This window comes from Pseudomonas sivasensis, from assembly GCF_021391435.1.
Lineage (GTDB): Bacteria > Pseudomonadota > Gammaproteobacteria > Pseudomonadales > Pseudomonadaceae > Aquipseudomonas > Aquipseudomonas sivasensis.
Map to the genome: position 1 here is coordinate 4,361,632 of NZ_CP090029.1, position 23,393 is coordinate 4,385,024.

Below are 23,393 nucleotides of genomic sequence, written 5' to 3' on the forward strand. Positions count from 1 at the left end.
AGGCGCGCGGACATAGGTCAGGCCTCGGAAGGGGTTTGCTTGTAGTTGAAGCCAATCGGGTGCGGCATATTGCGGGCCTTGGCCAGTTCAATCTGCTTTTGCCGGTCGATCGCGCTGCGGCGGGTTTTCTCCGGCAGCTTATCCCAGCAATGAGGGCAGCTAATGCCAGCCACGTAGTGCTCGGAGGCGCGGTCTTCGACGCTCACAGGTGTGCGGCAGGCATGACATTGATCGTAGTCGCCTTCGCTCAAGTCGTGGCGCACGGTCACGCGATTATCGAAAACAAAGCAGTCGCCCTGCCACTTGGTTTCTGCCTGAGGCACCTCTTCGAGGTACTTCAGGATGCCGCCCTTGAGGTGGTAAACCTCGCCATAACCTTCGCTGAGCATGTAGCTCGACGCTTTCTCGCACCGAATGCCGCCGGTGCAGAACATGGCGACTTTCTTGTGCTTGGCCGGGTCGAAGTTGGCTTTGATATAGTCGGGAAATTCGCGAAAGCTGGTGGTTTTCGGGTCGATTGCGCCTTCAAAGGTGCCAATGGACACTTCGTAGTCGTTACGAGTGTCGATCAGCAGCACTTCCGGGTCGCTGATCAGGGCATTCCAGTCTTTCGGGTCGACGTAGGTGCCGACCTTCTTGTTCGGGTCGACGCCTTCTACGCCAAGCGTCACGATCTCTTTCTTGAGCTTGACCTTGGTGCGGTAGAACGGTTGGTCCTCGCAGTACGACTCTTTGTGATCGATGTCGTCCATGCGTGGGTCGTTCTTCAGCCAGGCCATCAGGCCATCAATGCCTTCGCGGCTACCGGAAACGGTGCCGTTGATGCCTTCTTCGGCGATCAGCAAGGTGCCTTTGATGCCGTTGTCGACCATAGCCTGCAGCAAGGGCTCGCGCAGAGCGACGTAATCTTCGAGGGTGACGAACTTATACAGTGCCGCCACGACGATCGGTTGAGTCATGGGTGTTCTCTCCAGGTGGCTACCCTCGTAAAGGGTGAACCGGATGCAAAAAAAACGCGCCGACTAAGCGGCGCGTTGCGGATTCTATCAGGGATAACCCGTCAATGTCCGCCGGCGCAGGTCGGCGAGGCCGGGGCTGCGTCGATTGTCGCCCATTCTTCAGGCGTGTAGGTATGCAGCGCCAGCGCATGAAACTCGCTCATCAGGTCACCCAGGGTGGCGTAGACCTTCTGGTGGCGCTTGACGCGATTGAGCCCTTCGAACTGCTGACTGACCAGCACGGCCTTGAAGTGGGTCTGCAACCCACGGCTGTGCATATGGCTTTCATCCAGCACGCTCAAGTGTTGCGGGTCCAGGGCGGCGAGCGCCGTTTCGATACGCTGTTGCATGATCATTCCTGCTTACTTCTTCTTGGCCGGAGCGGCTTTAGGCGTCAGCTCGTTGGTCATGTCTTCCAACAGCTTGTTGACCACCGGAACGGCGCTTTCCAGCTTGGCCTGAGTCATCTGGGCCGATTGCTGGGTCAGTTGCGGCATTTTTTCCAGGACTTTCTTGCCCAGTGGCGACTGGTAGAACGCTACCAGGTCCTTGAGCTCGGATTCGCTGAAATTGGTGGTGTAGAGCTTGACCATGTCCGGCTTCAGCTTCGGCCAGCCGATAGCTTGGTCCAGGGCGGCGTTGGCCTTGGCCTGGTAGCTGTCCAGTACGGACTGCTTGGCGGCAGGCGCCTTAGTCTGCTCGAAACGCTGGGCGAACATTTGCTGCACTTGCATGTACACCGGGGTACCCAGCTTGTCGGCATGGGCCAGGGTAAGGAAGGCTTCGGCACTGGCGTTGTGGCTGGCGGTATCGGCAAAAACCTGGCCGCTGGCGCAAACCAGAGCAACCGCGGTACAGATGGCACGAAGACGAGTCATCGAGTTTCCTTTCTAGCTGGCGAGGTAAGACCCCAAGGGCGCCCATTCTGCGCCTAAAAAACCTCGCGGCTCAACCCCAGGCCTTGCCGGGCGCGGATTGCCCGATGAAAAGTCTTTTAGGGAACCCACCAGGTCAATCACGGCCTAAACTGCGCAAACGAACCTAAGGAGTGTGCCCGATGAGCCGTATCGAAACCGACAGCCTGGGAGAAGTGCATGTCCCGGATGACGCTTACTGGGGCGCCCAGACCCAACGCTCGCTGGTGAATTTCGCCATCGGCGACCAGCGCATGCCCTTGCCGGTATTGCACGCCCTGACCCTGATCAAAAAGGCAGCCGCACGGGTCAACGACCGCAACGGCGACCTGCCCGCCGACATCGCCCGCCTGATCGAACAGGCCGCCGATGAAGTCCTCGCCGGCAACCATGACGACCAATTCCCATTAGTGGTGTGGCAGACCGGCAGCGGCACCCAGAGCAACATGAACGCCAATGAAGTGATCGCCGGCCGTGCCAACGAACTGGCAGGCAATCAACGCGGCGGCAAGAGCCCGGTACACCCAAACGACCATGTGAACCGTTCCCAGAGTTCCAATGATTGCTTCCCGACGGCCATGAGCATTGCGGCGGTGCAGGCCGTCCATCAACGTTTGTTACCGGCGATCGCTACGCTTTCCGGCGGTCTGGCCGAGCAGGCCGCGCGGCATATGAAGCTGGTCAAGACCGGCCGCACGCACATGATGGACGCCACGCCGATCACGTTCGGCCAGGAACTCTCGGCGTTTATCGCCCAACTCGACTACGCCGAACGTGCCATCCGCAGCGCCCTGCCCCAAGTGTGTGAACTGGCCCAGGGCGGCACGGCCGTGGGCACCGGGCTCAATTCGCCCCATGGTTTTGGCGAGGCCATTGCAGCCGAGTTGGCAGCGCTCTCGGGGCTGCCGTTCGTCACCGCACCGAACAAATTCGCCGCCCTCTCCGGCCATGAGCCGCTAGTGACGTTGCACGGCGCCCTGAAAACCCTGGCCGTGGCCCTGATGAAAATCGCCAACGACCTGCGCCTGCTCGGTTCCGGACCGCGTGCGGGGCTTGCGGAAGTGAAGCTGCCGGCCAACGAGCCGGGCAGTTCGATCATGCCGGGCAAGGTCAACCCGACGCAGTGCGAAGCGCTGTCGATGCTCGCCTGCCAAGTACTGGGCAACGACGTGACCATCGGTATCGCCGCGAGCCAGGGACACTTGCAGTTGAACGTGTACAAGCCGGTGATCATCCACAACCTGCTGGAGTCGATCCGCCTGCTCGCCGATGGCTGCAATAACTTTCAGGAGCATTGCATTGCCGGCCTGGAGCCCGACGCCGAGAAAATGGCCGAACACCTGGAGCGTGGACTGATGCTGGTGACGGCGCTCAACCCGCATATCGGCTACGACAAATCAGCAGAGATCGCCAAGAAAGCCTACGCCGAGGGGCTGACGCTACGGGAAGCCGCGCTGGAGTTGGGCTACCTCACTGACGAAGAGTTCGACCAGTGGGTACGCCCGGAAAATATGCTCGAAGCCGGGCATTAAGACGCCAAACGCAGCCGCCGGGCCTTGAGCCCGGCGAGCAACGATGGCGCCAGCGCGACAGTCGCCGACCCCAGCACCACCACCAGCGCCCCGGCATAGCCCAGGGCGTTGATCTCTTCGGCCTGCACGTAGTCTGGCCATAGCCAGGCCGCCAAGGCGACCGCCACAAAGGTCACCAGCGGCGTGAGCGCCAGGGTCGCACTCACCCGCGAGGCTTCCCAATGGGCCAGGGCTTCGGCAAACGCGCCGTAGGCCACCAGCGTATTCATGCAGCACGCCAACAGCAGCCAGCCTTGCAGCGGGCTCAGTTGCAGCGCTTCCAGCGGATGGGCCCAGGGCGTGAGCAACAAGGCACAGGTGAGGTAGATCACCATCATGACTTGCAGCGAATTCCACACGGTCAGCAATTGCTTCTGACCCAGGGCATAGAACACCCAGATCGACGTAGCGAGCAGGATCGTCAGCACCCCGGCGGTGTAAGTGCCGAGGGACGTCAACAATTCCTCCAGGCGCTGGTTGAAGAACAGGCCGAAGCCTGCGATCAAGACGATCAATCCCACCACTTGCCCGCGGCTGAAACGTTCCTTGAACACAAACACGCTGGCGATCATCAAAAAGATAGGCCCCATTTGCACGACCAACTGTGCGGTGCCGGGGCTGAGCGATTTCAGGCCCACCAGGTACAACACGTAGTTGCCCACCAGGCCGCATACCGCCATCGCCACCAGCCAACCGCCCTTGGGGCCGAGCACTTTGCGGCTGGGCAGACGCTTGGTGGCCGCAAGGTAGACGAACAGACAACCGCCGGCCACGGTCAGGCGAAACCAGGTGACGGTGATCGGGTCCATCACCTGCAGCACTTGCTTGAGTTTGATCGGCAGAATGCCCCAGAGGAACGCGGTCAGCAGGGTCAAGCCAAAGCCATAGACCCAGCGGCCGGAAGAGATGTGCATGAGTGCCCCAAAAAACCAGAGGTGGAGGAGCTGGCATTCTAGGGCGATGCGGTGTGTTTTGGGTATCGATCATTCATCTGCCGCAGACCGAGTCATGGCACCCCCATCACCAGTACACCGCTGCCGCTGATAGCCCCCGGAGTCGGCAGTGAGCCGGTTCGCCGCACCAGCGAAAACGTCACATCGTCTCCGCCCACACTGTTGGTGATTCGGGTGAGGAATGAACCGTTAACGGCTACCGCAGCCCCGCCGCGCACGAGCGCCGTGCCCACGTCGGCATTGCTCATGAGCAGCAACCGCGAGTCGAACGAGGAGCGCGTGCCTTTATAAGTAATGGTGATCGGTGTGTTGATTCCGCCGTCAGGGCAGGAGTAAGTGAGTCTGCGGTTACTGACCACGGACGTTGACAGCGGATCGGTGCCGATTGCCCGTTGGTGGACGTCGCCGAAGTTGATTTCGATCGGGTTGTTATTGTTGATCGTGCAGGTTGAGGGCGAGATGGTGAAATTGTTGGCGGCGTAATAAGTGACCGTCAGACTCGCCGAGGATGTGTCGTAATTGTTTGTCTGCTGCAGACGCAGCACGCCGAGGGCGTCCCCTACGCGAATGTCGATGGGGTTGCTGGGATTGTTACGCAGCATGATGTAAGGGGTCACATTGATGGGATAACCGATGAGGTTATTGGGCATCGTGGCGATATAAATGCCGTTGGGAACGGGATTGTTGTAAAACGCTCCATTTATACGAAGGCCGGTGATTTGGGCGGCAAACTTTGGGCCTGGAGTCCAGGCCGAACCGACACTGGTCGAGGTTCGCCAGTAGTCCTCTCTCGAGGGAGGAAAGCCCGGGAAGGGTTTAAACCTGCACTCCAGATTCGCGCCCTCAAGCATGATACGTGTCTTATCAGCATCCGCCTGAACCCTGACGGGAACCTGCAGGTTAGGGTTTCCGCCTATCCACGCCCCACCGTCTACCCGGCACTCAGCAGCGCGCAAGTTTGTAGTCACGCCAATCAAGACGAGAAGCACCGTGGTTCCAAATAATCGTTTCATTTCTAATCTCTCTTTGCCTGTCTCCCCGCGTGACCCAACGCGCTTTCACCGTGTGCGTCAAAGCCGCCCGAGAGAGCGTTGAGGTTCGCCTGAGGCTTTTTATGTGCACTGCCACCACCTTCAATGTCGGCAGTGACGAAAAGGTGATGTCCACTGACGTAATGAGGGGCACTGGCAAGCTGTCGTGAAAAATCCGAATACCCATCGCACGTCACGCCGTGCCTTGCAGCCCCCCCGGAGGCGCTGGAGGTTAGCCAAGGCCACTTTCAGCTGTGAACGATTACGGATAGTCCAATGTAAAAGTGGAGGTCACCGTGTACGCGCCGTGCCCGATGGTTTGATCCCTGATCGCATTCGGCTCGCCCTGTACGTAGGCCTTGAGTTCAATGACATTGCTGCCATCGCTCAGCAGTTGCCTGTCGCTGACGGCATTCAAGGGCAAGGGCTTGTCACTCAGCGTTTCCATGCCCACCCCGATCCCCGAGGCACCACTGCCGCCATCGAGCGCGAGCAAACCGGGCAGCGCGGTGTTTTCCGTGCCGCCGAACATGATGGTCACCGAGTCGCCGATCGTGGTGTCACAATCCTCCAGGTGCAGCCTGAAACGCTTGCCCACGGATCGCGTGTTGAGATAGAGGTATTTGCTGGTCAGGTCCCACAATTCCAGAGTTACGGCCTCATCACCGGGGCGCAGTGTGCAGGCCTCTTCAACCAGGTTGCCCTTGAAGCTCAGGTTGTCCGCCGCATACCCCAAGGGGGTCAGGCCGAGGACGAGCAGCACTGCCAACGCACCCTTATGCACAATTTCATATCGCATCGACTCAGCTCCTACTGGTATTCGGCCAACAACGTGGCCACCGCCGTAAACCGGGCCGGCGTCAGGACTGCCCCGGGCTGTTGCACCGGAACGACTTCCAATGTCGGCGGTGACGACAGGGTGATGTCCATTGGCGTATTGAGGGGCAATGGCAGGCTGTTCTGAAAAACCCGAATACCCAACGCCGGCACGCTGGTCTGCACGGCAGAGCCATCAAACGCGGTGGGGGTGCCGTTGACACTCAACTTCAACGCCCACGGCAACGTGTCGGTGCCGCAATTAATCGCGTAACCGATACCTTTTCGGTATTTCACACCATCAATGCGCTTGACCCCGACGTCGCCAAAGTCGACTTCAATGGTCTTGCCACCTTCAATCGTGCAGGGTGGCGGCTCGTTCAACGTACCGCTGAACGTCAGGTTGGCCGATGCAACATTGCACAGGCCGATGGAGCACAGCGCGAGCAATGCTCGCTGTGGCCAAACCTTCATTGGTCGTTCCTCATATAGGTCGCCGTCATTGGTAATCGACCACAAGGGTCGCAGCGGCATCGAACGCCCCGCCGCTCAGTTGGCTGCCCGCGCGTTTGACGGGCACCGCCTGCACCACCGGGAAATTGGGATAGGTAAAGTTCACCCGGGTGTTGAGCGGCCAGTCAGCGCCGTTCACGAACAGCTTGACCCCAAGGTCCGCCTTGCGCGTAGAGAGCACGCGGCTGTCAAACGAGGCGCCTGTGCCGTTGAGCGCCAGGGTCAACGCATTGCTGTGGGGAGCGCTGCAGGTGACGGTGTACGGCACATCGCGACGATAATTCACCCCGTCCACCCGTGACGTCTGCAAGTCATTGCCAAACGGCACGTCCAGCGTATTGCCACTGTTAATGACACACGGCGGAGGGGCAATGATGACCGCGCGAATCGTCAAATTGGTCTGTGCCTGCACACTCTGGCTGACGGCCCCTATCAGGCAAACAGCGATCAGAATGGCCCGTGGGCTGATTGGTCTATCCATCGCTCTGCCCTTACTCATAGTTGAGCCTGAAATCCACCACGGCCCTGAATGCTCCACTGGTCAGTGGCGCAGCGGTGCGTGTGGGCCGTACGTGCCAGGTCTGAATGTTGCGTCCCACGGGCAGAAACAAAGCTTCGCCCCTTGAACCCAACTGGACGTCCCGGCCCAGGGCGTCGGTCAATTGCAGGCCCATCCCGGTGATGCCTTGCACTTTGACCAGCCGTGGATCATCGGGATCGGCAGGCGCAGAAAACGCCACCGACAGCACGGGTTGGTAGGCACTCCATACCAGGTTGCCGGTGCGTTCACTGCGCACGCGGCCGGCGGTGCGCTGGCAATCGGTAAAGCGCAGTTGAAAAGCCTTAGCAGTCGCCTGGTCACCGGGCCGCTGCAGCTGGCTGCTCGACACGGCGTCCAGATCAACCGTTTGATGCAGTGACGCCATCTCCAGGCTGCAAGGCGATTCATGCATGGACCCGAGCACATTCAGCATCCCGCTCATACCTTCAATATCCTCGTCATCCTCGGCGTGTACGCCCATCGCCAGGATCCACAACAAGCTGCCCAAGACCTTCACATTGTTCGATTTCATGACGTTCTCCAGCCGCATTACTCTTTCGGCAATGCGGCCTGCGTGTTCACCTGGCACGTGTTGCCATTGCAGGTGAAGGCCAGAAGCGGACGGCCGCCGTAATCATTCACATAGGCCAGGTAAGGGGCCGTACCCAGTGCGCTGGCCGTGGGGCCCAAGGTCAATGCGTCTTTGGGCGGGATCATCAGCGGCGCGAAGCCCGGCGCGGTTTTGCCGTCCTTGCTGCTGCGCGCATCCACCAGGGTCACGTAATAAGGCGTCGGGTTGTTAACCCGGTATTGATCGCCTTCGCGGGTCAGGGTCAGTTTCTGCTGCCAGGGGTTGGACAGGTCTTGCTGGCTTGGCGTAATAGCTTGTGGTCGATAGAACAACTTGATGCGGGTCTGCAATGCAATTTGCAGGGTGTTGGATTTATCGCTGCGCGGCGGGATTTCCCTCAAGTTGAAGTAGTAGACCGTCTCCCGATCCTGCGGTAACGACTTGGCTGCTGGTAAAGCCTGAACTTTCACCTGGCTTTGTTTACCAGGCTCCAAGCGTTGAACCGGCGGGAGCACGATCAAGGGCGAGGTGATTTTTTTACCCGCCTCATCCTCAATCCAGCCTTGGGCCAGATACGGCAGCTGGGTATTGTTGTTGGTAATGCTCACGCTGGTGGCATCTTTACCGCCATCAAAAATAACGCGGGTACGGTCTAGGCCGACGGCGGCGCCGGCGCTCTGGCTCAAACCCAGAGCCAGGAGCACGAAAGCCGGAGGGGTGAGGCGCATATCAAGCATCATGAGGCTGTGTTCTCCGTATCGATAAGTTCCCCGGTCAGCGTGGCTGGCCCGGGCAAGGATGGGGTTGCGGCGATCCTGTGGCAGCCCAGTTGCAAGGTGTCCGTCAAACCATCAACGGGCAGGATGGCGGGAAGCGTAAGGACGCATTGTTCGTCGCCGCCCCAACTGACGACCATCTGCTCGCCAGCCCGCAAGCCACTCAGGTAGACACTGCCGCTGTCATTCACAATCCCGGTGTCCTGTTGCTTCATGTTCTTCACCGTCGCGCCGAAGGGCGGTGAACTGCCATCCGGCAGGCGCAGAATGGCCATGGCTTTTTCGCCGGCAATCACATCCAGCGTGCGGTAACCAATCGCTCCTTCGGTGAGCGTTAACTGGGTGACCGACTCAGTCGCTTCGACATTGCTCGGCAAGCGCTCCAGATCAACGCTGGCCACCGTACGCTGGTAGCTGCTGATGTCGGAGATGACAGCCTTGCCAAAGCCGTTACTGCGAGTCGGTGAGCCGTAACCGCGAACAGGTACATCGGGCACCCCACCGGTATCGATCATCAGGCGCGTGCCGCCGGTGCTGGTGGTACGGTGCAGAGCCGCACCGTGGGCCGTGAGCGTGCCACCACCACGGGCAGACACACCCAGGCTGCTGTAGCCACCCTCTTGCGTACTGGCGCTGATGTCGATGTCGGCCTGATCCCCCATATGACTCAGATACCCACTGCCGTAGGCATTGCTGGCACTGAGCTGGTAGCTGTTGCGCTCATCGATCCGATCGCTGTAGCGGGTTGCAAAGGTGTTCTTGCCGGCGGCCCTGTTGGCATCCGCCGACAGGGTGCCGGTGCGTCCAAACGGCAGGCTGACCGTCAGCGCCATGCCGTTGTCGTTGTAGTTGTATTCCTGGGTGCGATACATATTCAGGGACAGGTTCATATTCTTGACCGTGCCCACATTGAAGTAACGCGACAACGACAGGTTCCAACGCTGAGTGTCCGGCCGGTCCCAATAGGTTTGCTTGTGGTAACTGGCGTAGACGGTAGCGCCCAGGTCACGAAACTGTTTGTTGACCGTCACCGTATAAAGCGCCTTGCTGCCGCCAATCGGCTTCCAGCCCTCGCTTGAATCGCGATAATCGCCGCGCCCGCCGAGTTCGCCGTTCAACCCGTAATGCCGGGCGTCCAGGTACTCACTCATACTCAAGAAATTCTTCTCGGAAAACCGGTAACCGGCGAAGGTCACCTGGCTGTCATACTCTTCAAAGTTCTTGGAGTATTGAAGGCGGTAGGATTTACCCGAGAGCGTCTCGTTCCACACATGGGCGCGCGACTGCGTCACGTCCAGCGAAACGGCGCCGAACGCCAGCAAGTCGCGCCCTGCGCCCACGGACACGGCTCGGTAGTTGTTGTCGGTCATGCCGCCGCCGAACAACGACCAGCCATTGCTGATCCCCCAGGAAAACTCCCCGGTACCGAAAAAGTCGCCATCCGCACCGTATTGCAGATTGGACGGTCGACCCGCGGCCAGCTTGTAACGCACTTGGCCCGGACGCGTCAGGTAGGGAACGCCCGCCGTGTCGATCTGGAAGCTGTTTACCACGCCATCCTGTTCTTCGATCCGCACGTCCAACTTGCCCGTCACCGCGTCCTGCAAGTCCTGAATGCGAAAGGGGCCTGCCGCCACCAGGGTTTCGTAGAGCACGCGCCCCTGCTGGCTGATGATGACTTTCGCATTGGTTTTGGCCACCCCGACAACTTCCGGCGCGTAACCACGCAGGTTGGGTGGTAACTGGCTTTCATCAGAGTTCAGCGCGGCACCGGTAAAGCGGAAGCTGTCAAACAGATCCGAATACAGGTAGTTCTCACCCACTAACAGGCGCGCTCTCAACGCCGGAATAGCGCGATACGCGTAGTAGCGGCTCCACTCCAGCTTTTGAGGCCCTGCGGCTTCTTGTCGGCCGCTCTCGACGCGCCCTTGCCAGTCCGCCCTGAGGCGCCAGGCACCGGCGTTAGCCCCCACGGTGCCATTGCCACTGAGGTTTTTGCGGTTACCGTCGTTTCGTTGATAGTTGGACTGCGCCGTCAGGCTGTAATCGATCAACAGCCCCGGCACGCCTTCATCCCAGCGTGAAGGCGGATCCCAGTTGATGGCGCTGTACTCAAGGTATGCCTGGGGCAAGTTGATGCTCAGCGTGGAGCTGGCCAGATCACCCTGGACGTCCATGCCAGGCAAACTTTGAATGTCCAGGCACTCGCCGCCTTTCCACCATGCCAGTTTGTCGGCTTCGGACACTTTAAGGCCCAACTGTTCCACAAGACTGTGGGACAAACAGGCCTGGCTACCCTTGGGATCATTATCGGGCGGATAGAACGCCACCGGTTGTTCAGCAATAGGCTGACCGTTTATCTGCACAACCATCGAATAAGTGCCGGGTAAAATAAACCCGCTGCGCGCAAACTGAGACAAGTCAATATTAGTGCGATCAGTCAGGTCAAGAACGTCCGTATTAAACTCGATATCTGCGGCGCCCAATGCACTTCCCGCCAGTGATATAAGCCCACCAAACAGGCCCGGGCGCAGCGTATTTTTGATCTTCGCCGTATTCAACATGCATGCCTGCCCATCAATGTTCAAAAATATTCCAACTTGAACCGCACTGCGGCGCTGTGGGGTCCCGCCACCAGCGGCAGTCCATTGCCGACCAGATAGAATCTGTAGTTGAGTGTCATATCGCCCTCCGCCAACGGTGTCGGTGCCATCCGCTGACCCGGAATACTCTCTTCGCCGGCGGCGTCCACAATGTGCAGGGCGACCCCCTGCGAGTCGCCAAACACCGCAAAGGAGAGCCCTAGCCTGTCGGTGGGCCCGTCAAACGTCACTCGCATATGCTCCCAATCAGGCAGAGTTACCCCCGGGCGCAACGGGTCCGGCCGAGTCAACGAGCAATTGATCAGGCGCAACTGGAAGGGATGGTCTTCTCCGCGCGTGTTACGTAAAAGCCGGCCAACCGGCTCTGGTGGCATCTCGATGGTCTGGTCGATACTGGCCAGCTCCAACCCGCAGGCTGAGTCGACGACTTGTCCCCCAAGCAGGACAACGCCCTCGCCCTGTGAGGCCTCTTGCGCAAAAACGTAAGGGCAGACCAACGTCGTTAGTGAAGAAGCGATAGCGAAACGCATGAATGTTTTCACCTGGATCTCCCGACAGCGTCCCCCGCCACCCGCGGTGGCGGGGGAAACACTTACTGATAAGCCAAGGTGAAATTGGTGACTGCGCTGAAATCGCCAGGAGTGATGGCGCCCGTGGCGGCACCTTGGACGTAAGCCCCGAACTCCAGCGTGTTATTGCCGGCAGCAATGATCTGCGGAGTTGTAGGAACGCCAAGCTCAACCACGTCACCGCCGTGGGTCATCATGATGCCCACGCCGCCGGCGCCACCCACCGTGCCGATCGCCCCTGGAACAACGCTGGAAGGTGCTCCCGTGAAGGTCGTGGTGACGGTATTGTCGGTGAGGTTGGACAAGTCGCAGCCTTCAAGCTCGATCAGCAAACGACGGGCTTCGGACTTGCCGCCTGATTCCAACTGGTGTTTGGCGATCGCACCCAGTCGGATGGTCTGATCGACGGAGTCAGGTTTGATGGAGCAGGCGCCCGAATGTACCGAGCCCAGAAACGTGACCGTTCCATCCGCGGCCTGAGCAACGGACGCAGTCCCCGCCAAAACGCCGACAGCCAAGAGCACAGTTTTCAGTTTAGTTTTCATTCACAATTTCCCACTTATCAAATGTCATAAGGCGTCCTGCAACGCGTCAGCGCAGGACTGATTAAACGAACGGTGTGACCCGTGCCATTAAGTCGGTGACCGCCAAGTTGTTTTTCCAACTTATTGCATTGCAATTCGCGACACCGCTCAACACAGGGAAAGTTTGTACATGACGCACAAACAAGTAAGCCGTCCATTTCCCTTAACGAAGTAGCCGTGAGCCACTAACACTCGCAGGAAAAACATGGCAATCTGCCAAAACTTTAAAAAGTGCTGAAGGAATTAGACTACACGCAGATTAATGAGAATATTTTAACCAAGATTACATCTGTAAGAATGAGATTACAGGCACTAAAAAATCACCGCTCCCGTTGGAAAACCCCAACTAAGCAAGCAACTAAAAGTGCGGTTTTGAGATAACTGAACAGCAGATGCGCAAAGGGAGGACAAGCCCCCCTCTGCATTGATCGAGTACGAACGACCCGAAGCGCGAAACTCAAGTGACTAGCGTGCGACCTCAAACAAACCGGTGGCGCCCATGCCTCCGCCCACGCACATGGTTACGACGCCGTAACGCAGGTTACGCCGTTGCAACTCACGCACCAGATGCCCCACTTGCCGCGAACCGGTCATGCCGAACGGGTGGCCGATGGAAATCGATCCGCCGTTGACGTTGTATTTGGCGTTGTCGATTTCCAGACGATTGCGCGCGTACAGGCACTGCGAGGCAAACGCTTCGTTGAGTTCCCACAGGTCGATATCCGCCACTTGCAAGCCACGCGCCTTGAGCAGCTTGGGCACTGAGAACACCGGACCGATGCCCATTTCGTCCGGCTCGCAGCCAGCCACGGTGAAGCCACGGAAAAACGCCTTGGGCTTGAGCCCCAGTTCCAGGGCTTTTTCCAGGCTCATCACCAGGGTCATCGAGGCGCCGTCGGACAGTTGCGACGAGTTACCCGCTGTCACCGAGCCGTCCTCGGCGAACACTGGTTTCAAGCCTTGCAGGCTCGCCAGGGTGGTGTCGGGGCGGTTGCAGTCGTCGCGATCGACCACGCCGTCGAGAATCTGCACCGCGCCGGTGTTTTTGTCCTCGACCTTGTACTTGACCGCCATCGGCACGATTTCGTCATTGAACAAACCATCGGCCTGGGCTTGGGCGGTACGTTGCTGGCTTTGCAGGGCGTAGAGATCCTGTTCTTCGCGGCTGACGTTGTAGCGGCGCGCGACGATTTCGGCGGTCTGGCCCATGGGGAAGTAAATGCCCGGTACTTGCTCTTTGAGCAGCGGGTTGATCAGGTTGTCGGTGTTGACGCTTTTCATGGTCAGACTGATGGACTCGACGCCACCGGCGACGATGATGTCGCTACAGCCCGAGGCGATCTGGTTGGCAGCGATGGCAATCGCCTGCAAGCCCGATGAGCAGAAGCGGTTGAGGGTCATGCCCGCCGTGCCAGTGCCCAGTTGCGACAGTACCGCCACGTTACGCCCGATGTTGTAGCCCTGGGCCCCCTCATTGGAGCCCGCGCCGACGATGCAATCTTCAACCGTCGCCGGGTCGATGCCGTTGCGGGTGAGCAGCGCGTTGACGCAATGAGCCGCCATGTCATCCGGACGGGTCTGGTTGAACTTGCCGCGAAAGGACTTGGCCAGGCCGGTTCGTACGCTGTCGACGATGACTACTTCACGCATGGGCTACCTCGATCTTGTGGTTGTTGGGCGATGGATCGAGGATAGATCCAGGCCCAGGCAACCGCGATGATCATTCACCCGGCATATACAAAACCATGGCTGGTTGAAGCAGTGGGACTTTGGGGTGGGACCGCTTCGCGCCCCGGCGCGGGGCAGGCCTGCTCACTGCGAAAAGCAAAGTCACCACACACCACACAACGGCAGCTCACCATAAAAAGCAAAATCACCACACACAGCCGGGTCACCACAAAAAGCACAATCACCGCAAAAAATCCTGCTCTCCTCAACCCGCACGGGTGGGGTCGATTGTTGAGGTGAATAGGCTCTTTGCGGTGAGCCTATACCTGATGGCGAACACAACCTTTGTGGTGAGCAGGCTTGCCCTGCGCTGGGCTGCGAAGCGGCCCTAAAACCGGCCATTGGGTTCTGCCTGGAGAAACGCGGCGACTGGATTGGGGCCGCTTCGCGCCCCAGCGCAGGGCAAGCCTGCTCACTACAAAAAGCGAACCCACCATACAAAGCCTGCTCACCACAAAAAGCAAACGCACCACACAACGCCAGCTCACCAAAAAAAGTCTGCGCTCCCCAACCAGCACGGCGCGCAAACCGCGTAGTTATTTCTTCTTCTTTTTATCGTGCTTGTCGGACTTGGCGAACGCTTCTTCTAAAGCAAGGTTAATCGTGCGAAGCACCTTGACCCGCGCCCAGCGCTTGTCATTGGCCTCCACCAGGGTCCAGGGCGAGATTTCGGTGCTGGTACGGTCAACCATATCGCCCACCGCCGCGCGGTAGTCGTCCCACTTGTCGCGGTTGCGCCAGTCGTCTTCGGTGATTTTGAAGCGTTTGAAAGGGATTTCCTCACGGGCCTGAAAGCGTTCCAACTGCGTGTCCTTGTCAATCGCCAGCCAGAACTTGACCACGATCACGCCCGCATCACGCAGTTGTTCTTCAAAGTCATTGATCTCGCCATAGGCGCGCATCCAGTCCGCCGCAGAGCAGAAACCTTCGACTCGCTCCACCAGCACGCGGCCGTACCACGAGCGGTCGAACACGGTGAACATGCCGCGCGCCGGGATCTTCTGCCAGAACCGCCATAGGTACGGTTGGGCGCGTTCATCCTCACTGGGCGCGGCAATCGGCACGATATGGTATTGGCGTGGGTCCAGCGCCGCTGCAACCCGGCGAATCGCGCCGCCCTTGCCCGCCGCATCATTGCCTTCGAACACCGTGATCAAGGCGTGCTTGCGCATGCGTTTGTCACGCATCAGGCCGGAGAAGCGCGCCTGTTCGGTGATCAGTTGTTCTTCGTAATCGTCCTTGTCCAGATGCTGGCTCAAGTCGAGGCTGTCGAGCAGCCCCTTCTTGTCCACCGACGGTATCAGCGGCGCGGGGTTCATGCCGCTGGCCTTGCCTTTGGGCAGTTTCAACGCGGTTTGCATGCCTTCGAGCAGTAGCTTGCCCACGGTGAGGCTGCGGTAATTGCTGTCGACACCTTCGATCACATGCCACGGCGCGTAGTCGCGGCTGGTGCGACGCAGCACCCGCTCGCCAAAGTGCACGAACTTGTCGTAGGTCTGTGATTGCTGCCAGTCCAGCGGGCTGATGCGCCAACTGTGCAGTGGGTCGTCGGCCAAGGCCTTTAGCCGCGCCTTCATCTGTTTCTTGGAAAGGTGAAACCAGAATTTGAAGATCAGCGCACCTTCATCACAGAGCATTTTTTCCAGGCGCTCGGCACCGGCGATGGCCTGATCGAGACGCGCGTCCTTGATCTGCCCATGTACGCGGCCTTGCAGCATCTGGCTGTACCAGTTGCCGAAAAAGACACCCATGCGGCCCTTGGCGGGCAACTGCCGCCAGTACCGCCAGGCCGGCGGGCGGGCCAGTTCCTCATCGGTTTGCTGATCGAAGGTACGGACTTCGATCAGGCGCGGGTCCATCCACTCATTGAGCAGCTTGACGGTCTCGCCTTTGCCAGCACCTTCTACGCCATTAATCAGGATGATCACCGGGAAGCGCTTTTGCTGTTGCAGCTCGTACTGCACTTCCAACAACGCTTCACGCAGGGCCGGCACTTCGGCGTCGTAGGTGTCTTTGTCGACGGCGTGACCAATTTCTGCGGATTCGAACATGGGCAACTCCCTTCCAAGATCAATCAAGACTAGCGGATTGGGCTGCACCACGGGCAAGCAATTGAATAGCGCTTGCCATGGATCAATCAGCAACCCTGCCGGCTAGTCTTCAGGTAGATGGCAGATATCCAGGTCCTGATACTTCATCATCTGCTGGGTCAGCCGCTCCATCACCTCGTTGATCGCCTGCCTGCGCGGCGCGCGCAGGCCTTCCATTTGTGCCAGGTATTCACCATCGGTGAGGTTCTGACTGTTCTCGAAGAGCGCCTGCTGTTGACTGTCAAACGGCTCGGCAGCGCGCCTGAACGTCTCGGGAAACTGCTGTTTGAGATGGGCCTTCCAGAACGAGAGTTGGGCAATAAACCGCAAAAATACCGGCGACAGCTCGGCAATGAGGACTTGCTCATGCGCCCGCTCCAGGTTCTCGCTGGTCAAGTCAGCCAATGACCCGTAGCGCATGTGTTTGGGTTGCCCCGGCAACTGCAGGATCTTCGCCAAACCGACCCGATACGCCAGGCTGACCTCAAGCGGGTCTTCGCTGGCATGTTCGGCGGCGTAAGTGGCGGCAATCTTTTCCAGCTCACTGAGGCGAAACAAGCCGCGCCCCAGGGTCAGCAGCACCCCGGAGTTGCCTTGCCCACGGCCGGCCTGGCGCGTGGCGTTCGCCACGGCCTTGAGCACTTCGACCTGGCTGAAAATCTCTGTCGCGCCATCGACACAGTTCGCCGGATGGGCCACCAGTTGAAACACCTGCTCGCGCAACTCGACGCTGTCATGGGTCGCCTGCAGGACCTCCCAGACACGCCGGGTCATGTCCTCACGCACGTAACGGCTGTCGGCGGCGCCGGAGAGTTGCGCCAACAACGTCATCAGCGGCACCGATTCCGGATCGTCGCGCAGGTTGGCCCATATCGCCCGCTTGCCGGCATCGGCGGCCGCTACCTCGTCCGGCAGCCAGGTCCGCCTGGCCTTCAACTCGGTGAAACGTGACTGATCGTCCTCCACATAGCCCATGCCAATGCCCACTGCATCGCGGTAGCGAATCAGCGCCGTCATTGTCGTCGAGGACAATGGGTTGCCACCCAGATTGATCGCCTGGCTGTACCTGCGTGTCGACGCAAACAACCAGTCGGGCAATACCGTGATCCAGTTGCTGCGCAGGTCGACCTGTTCCAGATGGGCCAGGCGTGCGATCCCGACGGGCAAGTCCACCAGCCTGGCGTCCTGCAGTAACAGGGTTTGCAAATCGCGCATGTTACTCACGTCCAGATGCGCCTCGATGGGGTTGTGGCTCAGGTCCAACAGACGCAGCGTGTGCATATCAGCCAGTTTTCGCTGGGTATACGTCGTCAGCGCCAGTTGATTGTGGGGCAAGGACAAACTGTTCAGTTCGGGCATCCGCGAGAGGTATTCCGGGAGCCGGCTCAGGCGGTTGCGGTCCAGGTTGAGGCGCCGCAGCCCCTTGAAGCACTTGAGGAAATACGCCACATCATCGCCCAGACGCATGTTTTTCAGGGACAGTTGCCGAACATGGTCAAAGCGGATTTCGGGGGGCAGGTTCGGCAATGCGCCCACGCGCATGCCATCCAATATCAGCCCCGGCACGGGCACTTGTTGATCGTCGAGGACAAAGCTCTGGCGGCGCCAGCAGGCTTCAATCCGCTCGGCCACTTGCTGGCGGCTCTCGCGGACATCCCCCATGCCCGGCTGCGCCGCCAGGTCGCCGACGTTGCTCTTCCAGTGTTTGAGGACCGTGCGCAGGCGTTCCAGGTCAGCCTGCAGACGGGCAACGGCCTTGGCTTGGGCCAGGGCATCGGTCCCCAGGCTGCGCAGCAACTCTGCTGCCTGTACGTCACTGAACAGCGGATAGATTTTGCGCACCTTGCGCACCAGAGGTGAAGCGAGCGGCAGCGGGCTGGTCGGAGAGTCCGCCATGCGGCAGGAGACCTCCTGTTCCAGTGGCTCGCCAGCCTTGTCGGAAAACGCTTCGCCCGCCACCACACGCTCGCTCTGCGCGCGGGCCGCCACCCTACGGCGCAACCTCCATCCACCTTCGCTCGGGTTCAGCGGGAGTTCCAGGGCGCTGCGCTGGGTGTCCGAGAGCGTTTGTATAATCGCCTCGAACAGCCCGTCGGAACCGGCCTGGGTCGGCCCCATACTGACGCCGTTGGCGTCGAACGGCGAAAAGCCCGCCGCCGAACTGACCACCACTCGACGTACGCTCGCGCCCTCCCTCGCGCCCAGGGCCAACAGTGACCCGGTGGGCGAATCCTGGCGCAATTCCAGTTGCAACGCGCTATCCCAACCTTCGACGCGCGGCAGCATGCGCACCGCCACACACTGGGTGTCGAGACCGGCCAACTCCGGCTGCTCGAAACCGGCCAAAGCACGATCCAGGCGCTGTGTCTCTGCGCTCAAGCGCACCGCTTCTGCCAGGGCCATTGGCACCCGCTGAGTGTCGCGCAGGGCTTGGCGCTCAACGGAGGATGCCTGGGCCATCAGCTCGCGCATCACGCGGGTGGGCAGTTGCGGGCAGGCCTGACGCAGCGGCGCCCACTCCTCGGGCACTGGCCCGTCGTAGGCCTGATACAACTGTTCAAACAACGGTCTTCGATCAGCCTTGAGCTGTGCGAGCAATTGACGCGCCAACGCTGTGTGCTCCTCATTGGCGGACACGCCTTCACCCAACAGTCCGACCTTTTGTTGCGTATCCAGGCCTGACAGCAACACGTCAAACACCTGCCCTTCACCCAGGGCCTGCTCGCTGAGGCGCAATGCCTGAGACGCCTCAAACGGGCCGGCGGCGGGATAACGCGCCGTGACGCCACCTTGAGCATTCAGCACCTCAAAATAACGACCTTGGGGCCAACCCGGCAGCAGCGGCAACGCGTGCATTTGCGCGGTCGCACTTTGCCCATTGCGGTACCCCCCGCGCTCCAACAGCCACACCAGGTCGCGAATCGACTGCTCCAACCGAAAACGCTCATACAGATCACGAAAGCGCGCCGCAAAGGGCAGGCATTCCTGCGCCAGGTGATACCCCCAGCGGTGGGGCTTGTCGATGATGTCGTTAACCAGCCGCAGCTTGCGCGAGTCCAATGCGGGGTGACGACTGCTCGGCTCCAGGCGGGAAAACAAATAGTCCTGGTCTTCCCACTCCTCGGGATCTTCGAATGAAAAACGCCAGGCCCCCTCACCGTTGTGCAGCATCACCGGACGATAGGCCGTTTGCCGCGTACGGTGGCTGGCCCGCCACAGTCCCTGCTGCGGCTCATAGGTCACCTGATGCAGGTTGTCGCCGACTTTGACGTATGAGCGAGCGCCCACCTGGTAGAGGCCTTGCGCGTCGGCAGCCACGTCGTCGATCAGGTGATGATCGTGGGAATACTGTCCGATGTCAGGCCGCCACAACCGTGGCTGCCCATCCCTCGAACGCACCGCTTCCAACGTTTTGAAGTAACCGGCATAGCTTTGTCGGGTGCGCTTGAATACCTTGCCCACCACCTTGGCCCCCGCGGCGAACAACACCATTGACGTGATGTCCTGCGCCACGGCCACCAACTGTCCGAGCGCCTCCTCCTTGTCGCCACGGCGCCAGTCCTCGATACCGTCGTACACCTCGCCGAGCATCTGTCCCACCGCCACGCTGGTCATCAACAGGCCCAATGCCGGGACTATAAAACCAGCAAGGTTGAGCAACGTCAGCCCGGCGTCCAGATACTCCTGCAGACGCTGTTTGCGCACCTGCTCGTCGACATCCACCACCGGGACCGCCAGGGTGCGGGCGTCGATTTGCAGTTTGCCCGCATAGGTCGCAAAAAAGTGCTGCGCCAGGCTAGTGGTGATGGCCCTGGCCTCCAACACGCCCAAGGTACGGTGCTGGTCAAAACGACTGAAAAAACCGACTCGGTCTATTTCGCCCAGGTAACGCGCAAAGAACGTGCGGTAGGTGCTGACTTCCAGCTTCAAGTCCAGGTAGACCTTGAAATCGTTGAGCGATGGGTACTCAAAAAACGGTCGCCCCGGCTCATTGGGCATGTACACCACACAGGGCTCCTGCGGGTAATCGGCAATTGGCCAGCCGGAAAACACCAGCACGCTCCACAGGCAGCAATCCAGCGCATTCAAGCCCTGCCAGATAACCTGGCGCCCTTGAAACAACAGGCCCCTGGCCTGCTCAGGATCCATCTTCCGATCCAGCAGTGTGCATAACAGGTCATAGGTCTCGCCGGTGATATCGCCACGCATGCAGGCAATGTGCGCGTCGATTTTCACATCCAGGGTTTTCATCCAACCGATGTCGAGCGCTACACCATTGAGGTAGGCGTCATCGCCCGGCGCGCCAGCGTCAAGGTTGAACACGTCACTGATGTGCTGCTGATACAAGCCGCCTACATCAAGGTCGCGACAGCCCTTGGCAAATGCCTGCACGGAGACGGGGATCACCCCACGTGAGGCTGAGCCGAATTGCAGCCGCGACTGCTGTGGAAAATGCGCCTCTTGCGTCTCGTCCTCGGTAAAGTTCTGCAGGGCCATGTGCAGCAGGGTCTGCTGTTCCAGCTTGATGGTCCTGACATAATCCAGCGGCAGGACTTCTTTCTGGTATTCATAGAAGGCCCGCACGAACAGGTCCTTCTGCGGTTCAATCGTGACCTGCCAGTGCTTCTGGCAGTAAGCCTTCAATTGCGCACTGCAAAACTCATCCAGGGAGCGTAATGGGAGCAGGCGTCCGGCGACAGCGGCCCTGGCCTCATCAATCTGCGCCGCGTCCCGTTCCAGTGCCTCCAGTACACCTTTGGGGGCGTTTATCAGCCAGCCCGGCAGGCGCTTTTGCAGGACCTCGGCCTTGGGCAGGTCGCTGGTGATTTCCAGTAGCGCGGCTTGCAACTGGCGCTGCGTCAATTGGGTGCATGTCTTGGTCAAATCATCCTGGTCCGGCATCTGCAATATCCCTTATTGCCCATTAATCAGTCATTCACCATACCCCGACGCAAGCCTTTGAATTTACGCAGATAGTTGATCGTTACCCGGACCGATTCGGGCATTTTTTGCATGCAAGTATCAGCGGGCTACCACCACCGCCCAGCCCGGATCGGTCGCCACCGCCACGATCGGCTAGAATGGCCGCCTTGCCTTTGCCGAGTTGCCCATGAACCCCGTATCGCCACATGCCCAACTTGACTGGGACGACCAGGGACGCCCGCGTTCGCGGGTCTTCGACGACGTGTACTTCTCCGATCAGTCGGGCCTGGACGAAACCCGTTATGTGTTCCTTGAACAGAACCACCTGCAACAGCGCTTTGCCGCGCTTCCCGTGGGCGGACGATTGGTGATTGGCGAGACCGGCTTTGGTACCGGGTTGAATTTCCTGTGTGCCTGGCAGTTGTTTGATCAGCACGCCGTGTCCGGCGCCCGCCTGCACTTTGTCAGCGTGGAGAAGTACCCCCTGAGCCACGCCGACCTGCAACGTGCTCTGGCCCTGTGGCCAGAACTCAAGCCCTGGGCCGAGCAGTTGCTGGCGCAGTATGTCGCCATCCACCAGGGCTTCCAGCGTCTGGTGCTGGACAATGGCCGCGTCACCCTGACCCTGTTGATCGGTGATGCTCTGGAGCAGCTACCGCAACTGGATGCGCAGATCGACGCGTGGTTTCTCGACGGTTTCGCCCCGGCGAAAAACCCCGACATGTGGACCGCCGAGCTGTTTGCCGAGCTGGCACGCCTGGCCGCGCCGGGTTCGACCATTAGCACCTTCACCAGCACCGGCTGGGTGCGGCGCCTGATCAACGCCGCCGGGTTCAAGATGAAGCGCACGCCGGGGATTGGCCACAAGTGGGAAATCCTGCGCGGCGAGTTCCTTGGCTGGCCGGCGGAGACACCCGCGCCGGCTGCCATCAAACCCTGGTTCGCGCGACCACCTGCATTTAACGGCGAGCGCCGCGCCCTGGTGATCGGCGGCGGCCTCGCCGGTTGCGCCAGCGCGGCCAGCCTGGCGGCGCGCGGCTGGCAGGTCAGCCTGCTGGAACGCCACGCCGGCTTGGCCGAAGAGGCATCGGGTAACCCGCAAGGCGTGCTGTACCTAAAGCTATCGGCCCACGGCACAGCGTTGTCGCAGATGATCGTCAGTGGCTTCGGCCACACCCGGCGCCTGTTGGAACAGCTGCAACGCGGGGTGGATTGGGACGGCTGCGGCGTGCTGCAACTGGCCTTCAATGCCAAGGAAGCCGAACGCCAGGCACAATTGGCGCAGGCGTTTGCACCAGACCTGCTGCATCTGCTGGACAAGGATCAGGCCCAGGTCCGGGCCGGCATCGCGTTGCAAACCGGCGGGCTGTTTTTCCCTGAAGGTGGCTGGGTGCATCCGCCCGCACTGTGCCAGTGGCAAGCCACACAACCGGGTGTTGAGTTGCTGACCCATCGTGACGTACTGCAACTGCGCAAAGTCGACGGCCACTGGCAGGCCTGGGACGGTGAAACCCTGCTGGCCAGCGCGCCGGTGGTGGTGCTGGCGGGCGCCGCCGACGTCACGCGGTTTGCCGCCTGTGCGGAGCTGCCACTCAAACGCATCCGCGGGCAGATCACACGCCTGCCGCAAACCGCCGCCAGCGCAGCGCTGAGCAGCGTGGTGTGCGCCGAAGGCTACGTGGCACCGGCTCGCCTGGGCGAACATACCCTAGGCGCCAGCTTTGATTTCAAAAGCCAGGACCTCACGCCCACCGCCGCCGAGCACGCGGGCAACCTGGCGCTGCTGCACGAGATCTCCCCAGACCTGGTACAGCGCCTGCACGCCGACGCCCTCCCGGCCGAGGACCTTGAGGGTCGCGCCGCCTTCCGCTGCACCAGCCCCGACTACCTGCCGATTGTCGGCCCGCTGGCAGACAGCGCGCCGTTCGCCGACACCTACGCCGCGCTGCGCAAGGACGCCCGCCACGTGCCGCAGGCGCCGTGCCCGTGGCTCGACGGCCTGTACGTCAACAGCGGCCACGGTTCGCGCGGGTTGATCACCGCACCGCTATGCGGCGAGCTGCTCGCCGCCTGGCTGCACGACGAACCGCTGCCACTGCCGCGCAGCGTGGCCGAGGCGTGTCACCCCAATCGCTTCGCGGTGCGCGCGCTGGTGCGCAGCAACGTGAACACGCCCGCGCGCTGATCGCCGCGCGCAAGCGCGTGTCGTCAA

The 23,393-nt window shown here is 60.3% G+C and carries 18 protein-coding genes; 2 read left to right on the forward strand and 16 right to left on the reverse strand.

The features are described from left to right. Positions 1–17: 17 nt before the first annotated feature. The 3 genes from trhO to LRO94_RS19685 all read right to left on the reverse strand — a co-directional run bounded on the left by trhO (position 18) and on the right by LRO94_RS19685 (position 1,876). The gene (trhO, locus tag LRO94_RS19675) at positions 18–959 is read right to left on the reverse strand and encodes an oxygen-dependent tRNA uridine(34) hydroxylase TrhO (protein ID WP_032885941.1); all 942 of its coding nucleotides are present in this window, start codon (positions 957–959) and stop codon (positions 18–20) included. A 101-nt stretch (positions 960–1,060) separates the two neighbouring features. Then, positions 1,061–1,354: a BolA family protein gene (locus tag LRO94_RS19680; protein WP_032885943.1), complete on the reverse strand. Its 294-nt coding sequence runs from the start codon at positions 1,352–1,354 to the stop codon at positions 1,061–1,063. Positions 1,355–1,360: 6 nt separating this feature from the next. Beyond that, positions 1,361–1,876 (reverse strand): DUF2059 domain-containing protein, encoded by a 516-nt coding sequence (locus LRO94_RS19685; protein ID WP_032885944.1) that lies wholly within the window; start codon positions 1,874–1,876, stop codon positions 1,361–1,363. A 179-nt stretch (positions 1,877–2,055) separates the two neighbouring features. On the opposite strand from LRO94_RS19685, the gene LRO94_RS19690 reads away from it, so the two are divergent. Further along, positions 2,056–3,444 carry a class II fumarate hydratase gene (locus tag LRO94_RS19690; RefSeq protein ID WP_032885945.1) on the forward strand — a complete coding sequence of 463 codons (1,389 nt, stop codon included), beginning with the start codon at positions 2,056–2,058 and terminating at the stop codon, positions 3,442–3,444. On the opposite strand, the gene LRO94_RS19695 is transcribed toward LRO94_RS19690, so the two are convergent. The 13 genes from LRO94_RS19695 to LRO94_RS19755 form a co-directional block, all read right to left on the reverse strand. Continuing rightward, positions 3,441–4,397, reverse strand: a complete 957-nt coding sequence (locus LRO94_RS19695; protein ID WP_179178658.1) for a DMT family transporter — start codon at positions 4,395–4,397, stop codon at positions 3,441–3,443. The genes LRO94_RS19690 and LRO94_RS19695 overlap by 4 nt on opposite strands. 92 nt (positions 4,398–4,489) lie before the next feature. Next, positions 4,490–5,449, reverse strand: coding sequence for a fimbrial protein (locus LRO94_RS19700; protein ID WP_032885948.1), 960 nt, complete (start codon positions 5,447–5,449; stop codon positions 4,490–4,492). Between the two features lie 280 nt (positions 5,450–5,729). Continuing rightward, entirely contained in the window at positions 5,730–6,266 is a 537-nt protein-coding gene (locus LRO94_RS19705; RefSeq protein ID WP_032885949.1) for a fimbrial protein, read from the reverse strand. A gap of 11 nt (positions 6,267–6,277) precedes the next feature. Continuing rightward, entirely contained in the window at positions 6,278–6,757 is a 480-nt protein-coding gene (locus tag LRO94_RS19710) for a fimbrial protein (protein ID WP_032885951.1), read from the reverse strand. A gap of 25 nt (positions 6,758–6,782) precedes the next feature. Beyond that, on the reverse strand, positions 6,783–7,277 hold the full coding sequence (locus tag LRO94_RS19715) for a fimbrial protein (RefSeq protein WP_233896878.1): 495 nt from the start codon (positions 7,275–7,277) through the stop codon (positions 6,783–6,785). Positions 7,278–7,287: 10 nt separating this feature from the next. After that, positions 7,288–7,869, reverse strand: a complete 582-nt coding sequence (locus tag LRO94_RS19720; RefSeq protein WP_032885954.1) for a fimbrial protein — start codon at positions 7,867–7,869, stop codon at positions 7,288–7,290. A 17-nt stretch (positions 7,870–7,886) separates the two neighbouring features. Then, positions 7,887–8,648, reverse strand: coding sequence for a fimbria/pilus periplasmic chaperone (locus LRO94_RS19725; protein WP_122680445.1), 762 nt, complete (start codon positions 8,646–8,648; stop codon positions 7,887–7,889). Then, positions 8,645–11,248, reverse strand: coding sequence for an outer membrane usher protein (locus tag LRO94_RS19730; protein ID WP_179178657.1), 2,604 nt, complete (start codon positions 11,246–11,248; stop codon positions 8,645–8,647). The genes LRO94_RS19725 and LRO94_RS19730 overlap by 4 nt, the downstream gene beginning before the upstream one ends. 20 nt (positions 11,249–11,268) lie before the next feature. Further along, positions 11,269–11,829 carry a fimbrial protein gene (locus LRO94_RS19735; protein WP_032885957.1) on the reverse strand — a complete coding sequence of 187 codons (561 nt, stop codon included), beginning with the start codon at positions 11,827–11,829 and terminating at the stop codon, positions 11,269–11,271. 50 nt (positions 11,830–11,879) lie between these two features. After that, positions 11,880–12,401 carry a fimbrial protein gene (locus LRO94_RS19740; RefSeq protein ID WP_032885959.1) on the reverse strand — a complete coding sequence of 174 codons (522 nt, stop codon included), beginning with the start codon at positions 12,399–12,401 and terminating at the stop codon, positions 11,880–11,882. A gap of 504 nt (positions 12,402–12,905) precedes the next feature. Further along, a complete protein-coding gene (locus tag LRO94_RS19745; protein ID WP_095185477.1) occupies positions 12,906–14,090 on the reverse strand; it encodes a thiolase family protein in 1,185 nt (394 codons plus the stop codon). Positions 14,091–14,704: 614 nt separating this feature from the next. Further along, complete coding sequence (gene pap, locus LRO94_RS19750) at positions 14,705–16,219, reverse strand: polyphosphate:AMP phosphotransferase (protein WP_032888070.1); 1,515 nt, start codon at positions 16,217–16,219, stop codon at positions 14,705–14,707. 102 nt (positions 16,220–16,321) lie between these two features. Further along, positions 16,322–21,160, reverse strand: a complete 4,839-nt coding sequence (locus tag LRO94_RS19755) for an NEL-type E3 ubiquitin ligase domain-containing protein (RefSeq protein WP_179178656.1) — start codon at positions 21,158–21,160, stop codon at positions 16,322–16,324. Between the two features lie 208 nt (positions 21,161–21,368). Here LRO94_RS19755 and mnmC point away from each other — a divergent pair, with 208 nt between their 5' ends. Then, on the forward strand, positions 21,369–23,366 hold the full coding sequence (gene mnmC / locus LRO94_RS19760) for a bifunctional tRNA (5-methylaminomethyl-2-thiouridine)(34)-methyltransferase MnmD/FAD-dependent 5-carboxymethylaminomethyl-2-thiouridine(34) oxidoreductase MnmC (protein ID WP_179178655.1): 1,998 nt from the start codon (positions 21,369–21,371) through the stop codon (positions 23,364–23,366). Positions 23,367–23,393 lie beyond the last annotated feature (27 nt).

Excerpts from the sequence above, each read along its gene's own strand:
- trhO (WP_032885941.1), bottom strand. The coding sequence starts at position 959 with ATGACTCAACCGATCGTCGTGGCGGCACTGTATAAGTTCGTCACCCTC.
- LRO94_RS19680 (WP_032885943.1), bottom strand. The coding sequence starts at position 1,354 with ATGATCATGCAACAGCGTATCGAAACGGCGCTCGCCGCCCTGGACCCG.
- LRO94_RS19685 (WP_032885944.1), bottom strand. The coding sequence starts at position 1,876 with ATGACTCGTCTTCGTGCCATCTGTACCGCGGTTGCTCTGGTTTGCGCC.
- LRO94_RS19690 (WP_032885945.1), top strand. The coding sequence starts at position 2,056 with ATGAGCCGTATCGAAACCGACAGCCTGGGAGAAGTGCATGTCCCGGAT.
- LRO94_RS19695 (WP_179178658.1), bottom strand. The coding sequence starts at position 4,397 with ATGCACATCTCTTCCGGCCGCTGGGTCTATGGCTTTGGCTTGACCCTG.
- LRO94_RS19700 (WP_032885948.1), bottom strand. The coding sequence starts at position 5,449 with ATGAAACGATTATTTGGAACCACGGTGCTTCTCGTCTTGATTGGCGTG.
- LRO94_RS19705 (WP_032885949.1), bottom strand. The coding sequence starts at position 6,266 with ATGCGATATGAAATTGTGCATAAGGGTGCGTTGGCAGTGCTGCTCGTC.
- LRO94_RS19710 (WP_032885951.1), bottom strand. The coding sequence starts at position 6,757 with ATGAAGGTTTGGCCACAGCGAGCATTGCTCGCGCTGTGCTCCATCGGC.
- LRO94_RS19715 (WP_233896878.1), bottom strand. The coding sequence starts at position 7,277 with ATGGATAGACCAATCAGCCCACGGGCCATTCTGATCGCTGTTTGCCTG.
- LRO94_RS19720 (WP_032885954.1), bottom strand. The coding sequence starts at position 7,869 with ATGAAATCGAACAATGTGAAGGTCTTGGGCAGCTTGTTGTGGATCCTG.
- LRO94_RS19725 (WP_122680445.1), bottom strand. The coding sequence starts at position 8,648 with ATGATGCTTGATATGCGCCTCACCCCTCCGGCTTTCGTGCTCCTGGCT.
- LRO94_RS19730 (WP_179178657.1), bottom strand. The coding sequence starts at position 11,248 with ATGTTGAATACGGCGAAGATCAAAAATACGCTGCGCCCGGGCCTGTTT.
- LRO94_RS19740 (WP_032885959.1), bottom strand. The coding sequence starts at position 12,401 with ATGAAAACTAAACTGAAAACTGTGCTCTTGGCTGTCGGCGTTTTGGCG.
- LRO94_RS19745 (WP_095185477.1), bottom strand. The coding sequence starts at position 14,090 with ATGCGTGAAGTAGTCATCGTCGACAGCGTACGAACCGGCCTGGCCAAG.
- pap (WP_032888070.1), bottom strand. The coding sequence starts at position 16,219 with ATGTTCGAATCCGCAGAAATTGGTCACGCCGTCGACAAAGACACCTAC.
- LRO94_RS19755 (WP_179178656.1), bottom strand. The coding sequence starts at position 21,160 with ATGCCGGACCAGGATGATTTGACCAAGACATGCACCCAATTGACGCAG.
- mnmC (WP_179178655.1), top strand. The coding sequence starts at position 21,369 with ATGAACCCCGTATCGCCACATGCCCAACTTGACTGGGACGACCAGGGA.